2 protein-coding genes and 1 pseudogene are annotated in these 3,166 nt (G+C 42.4%); 1 reads left to right on the top strand and 2 read right to left on the bottom strand.

What is annotated here, in order from left to right; translation table 11 throughout:
* Together IQ242_RS20730 and IQ242_RS20725 are read right to left on the bottom strand one after the other, a co-directional pair.
* Positions 1-330, bottom strand: a pseudogene (locus IQ242_RS20730) (transposase DNA-binding-containing protein); the annotation flags it as partial.
* A 468-nt stretch (positions 331-798) separates the two neighbouring features.
* Entirely contained in the window at positions 799-1,668 is an 870-nt protein-coding gene (locus IQ242_RS20725) for an MBL fold metallo-hydrolase (protein WP_002767065.1), read from the bottom strand.
* A gap of 263 nt (positions 1,669-1,931) precedes the next feature.
* Between IQ242_RS20725 and IQ242_RS20720 the strand changes: the two genes are divergently transcribed.
* A partial coding sequence (locus IQ242_RS20720) for a methyltransferase domain-containing protein (protein WP_193961251.1) occupies positions 1,932-3,166 on the top strand: 1,235 nt, incomplete at its 3' end.

Below are 3,166 nucleotides of genomic sequence, written 5' to 3'. Positions count from 1 at the left end.
TTTTTTATAATCTAGATAACCCATTCCTTTTTTGGCTTTTTGCGTCGTCAAGTCTAAACTGGTTGTGTCTTGCACTGCCAAAACTATTGGATGTTCTTTGATTCTTTCTACTGTACTTTTGGCCTGGACGGCAATTAGATCTGAGGGGTGAAAATAGGGGGAATTCCAAAAGTCGTAGGTGGCACTGGCGGCGGCTAGATTTCCCGAAGCTTGTGGCACACTTGTACTAGATTAGCTGGCCAAGTTTTCCACGATAGTGATTAACCTTTTCTTTCTTCTGGTGTCCCCTAGGTCTGCATACTGTAATTCTTGGGCTGCCCATTTCTCCATTTTTTTGCTTACCTCCACCTTGATTCCTTCTTTCAAAACTATACCTATCAATCGTTTCCCCTTTTTTTAAGTTTCTTCTCTTTTTGTTAAGAAAGATCTGACTAATGGATAGCTTAATCTATCCCTTATAGGGATATTTCTTAACAATTTTTTCAGTAAGCACTACAACCCTTATCCTGACTTGATTTCAGTTTTTTCTTTGTCAGTAAGGGTGTCAACAAGGAATATTACAAATTGTTAACCGAGTCTTGAAAGCCTTGTGCTACAAGGGTTTGAAATGTTAATACCATTTTTCTTTATTCGTGTCCCTCATCCCCTTGCCCCTCTCCCTTTCTGAGATAGGGATTGGGGGTGAGGGCAATTAACCATCTCTGCCATTACTTTAGAAAAATGGTATAAGAAAGATGTGACTAAAGGACAGCTTAATAAGGGGGGCATCTGATAATTTTTAACGCCTACCTACTTAGGTTACGCTTCATCCATCTGATCATCTCCCGGCCGCAGTTCGATCGAGAGGCCTTCCCGGGCGAGAATAGTTTCAGGGAAAATCTTTCTTACCTGTTCCCCAATGCGATCGAGAAAATCGTCATTATGGGCGGGATCGTGATGAAATAGAACTAACTGCTTAACTTGGGCTGCTTGAGCGATTTTGACTGCCTGCTGCCAAGTGGAATGACCCCAACCCACCTTAGAATACTTAGGATCGTTGTATTCTTCATCGGTGTAGGTAGCATCAATAATCATGACATCCGCTTGCCAGGCCAAAGCCAAAACGTTATCATCAAGGCGATTAGGAAAATGTTCGGTATCGGTAATATAAGCTGCCGATAAACCCCGCCAATTTACCCGATAACCCACCGCTTCTCCGGGATGATTTAAAGGACGGGTTTCGACGCTGACATCGCCACAGTGGAGGGTTTCGCCCATTTCTAGATTATAAAATTCTAAATCGGCCCCCATAATCTGCAAAGGCACGGGAAAATTAGGATGTAACATCTGATCGTGTAATGTTTGCTTGATGGTTGCTCCGTTAGTAGAGGGAACCGCGTAGATTTTAAAAGTATTGCCCCTGATAAAAGCAGGGGTAAAAAAAGGAAAACCCTGAATATGATCCCAATGGGAGTGGGTGAAAAATAAATGGGCTTTCGCCGGACTTTCTGCCATCAAAGACTGTCCTAGGATGCGTAACCCCGTACCACCGTCAAAAATTAATCTTTCTCCACCGACTTGCATCTCCACACAGGAAGTATTACCACCATAACGAACGGTTTCCGAACCTGGACAGGGAATACTCCCCCGTACTCCCCAAAATTTTATCTGGAAGCAGTTGTAGGGCATATCAGAAGTTTCTCTACTTGTGCTGATGGGCTAACAGATCAGATTAGCACTCTTCCAAAATCAAGGCGGTGACTTTATCTCTAAGCTCTTGACTATCTAAATTACTCGTTAAGATTCCAGGGGAGCGCCGGAGCTGCGGAGCAGGGAGAAGCAGTTTGAGCATTTGTACTAAAATTTCCCCTACGCAGTTTAAATTCAGTACAGCTTAACACAACGATCTATGATTAAGGGGTGAGGATCGTCACTTTTGCAAGAGCCAAGGTATGGATTTACAGAAATTCTTAGAAAAACTGCCCCAACAGTATCAGGATTGGGGATCGCCTTTAATGTCGCCTATTTCCGAGCAATTAACCCTTTTAAGCCAAAAAACCGCCTCTTATCCTGATCGCAATCTCTTTCCCCTGCTCAATCTAGCCGTTGACTGTCTGCAACCGGACGAGGTTTACTGTCAAATTGGCTGTTTTCGTCGCGGTAGTTTAGTCGCCGCTTTCTGCAATAATAGCGATCGCTACGGTTATGGCGTAGAAGCTTTTTTTAAATACGATCCATCGGGAGAAAGACTAACTATATTATCTCAGGATTTGGAGGATTTTCAACTATCAGAACAGATATTTTTAAGCGATCAAGAAACGGAACCCTTTTTCGATGATCTCGAAGAATTAAACAGTGAAGAAAAGCTGGGAGTTTATTACTACGATGCCGCCGAAGACTATCGATCGCTTTTGATCTCCTTACTTTTAGCCAAAAAATTCTGGTCTGATTCCGCTTTAATTATGATCAATAAATGTCAGCATCCTGCTCTCCAACAGGCCATAAAAGATTTTATTAAAACCCATCCCCAAGCCCAGATAATTTTAGATGATCAAGTCGCTAATCACGGTTTGCTTGGTTTGAAAAATATTTGTTTATTAGCTTGGAATGCTCCCCCAGGGATAACAGCGCTAAAATCCCCGAAAAAACTGGTTTTAAATGTGGGTTGTGGTCCCTATAATCCCGAAGCTTTACCCCAACTATTCCGCAATGGCAATTGGCAAGAAATTCGCCTCGATATCAATACTGCTGTTAACCCCGATATTTTAGGAACTATTACCGATTTAAGTGCCGTTCCCGATAACTCCGTCGATGCGGTTTTTTCTAGTCATAATCTAGAACATATTTATCATTACGAAGTTCCCATCGCCCTAGGGGAATTTAAACGCATTCTTAAACCCGAAGGCTTTTTAATGATCGTAGTTCCCGATATGCAAACCGCCGCCGAATTTGTCGCTAGAGGTGATATGGAAAATGAACCTTTATATATTTCTCCCGGAGGTCCAGTGCGGGCTTTATGGATGTTTTACGGTATGGGAACAGAAGTCCCCGGAATGCCCTATATGGCTCATAAAACTGGTTTTACCTCTCAAAATCTCAACCAAAAATTACAAGAAGCAAATTTTGCCAGAGTCGAGGTAATTCGCACGGAATTTGAGTTAGTTGCTTTTGGGTATAAATCAGAGAT

Origin of the sequence: Microcystis sp. LEGE 08355 (assembly GCF_015207185.1) — a bacterium.
Taxonomy (GTDB): domain Bacteria; phylum Cyanobacteriota; class Cyanobacteriia; order Cyanobacteriales; family Microcystaceae; genus Microcystis; species Microcystis panniformis.
This window is presented reverse-complemented; position numbering and strand designations above follow the sequence as displayed.

Coding starts and splice junctions, on each gene's coding strand:
- IQ242_RS20725 (WP_002767065.1), bottom strand. CDS start 1,668: ATGCCCTACAACTGCTTCCAGATAAAATTTTGGGGAGTACGGGGGAGT.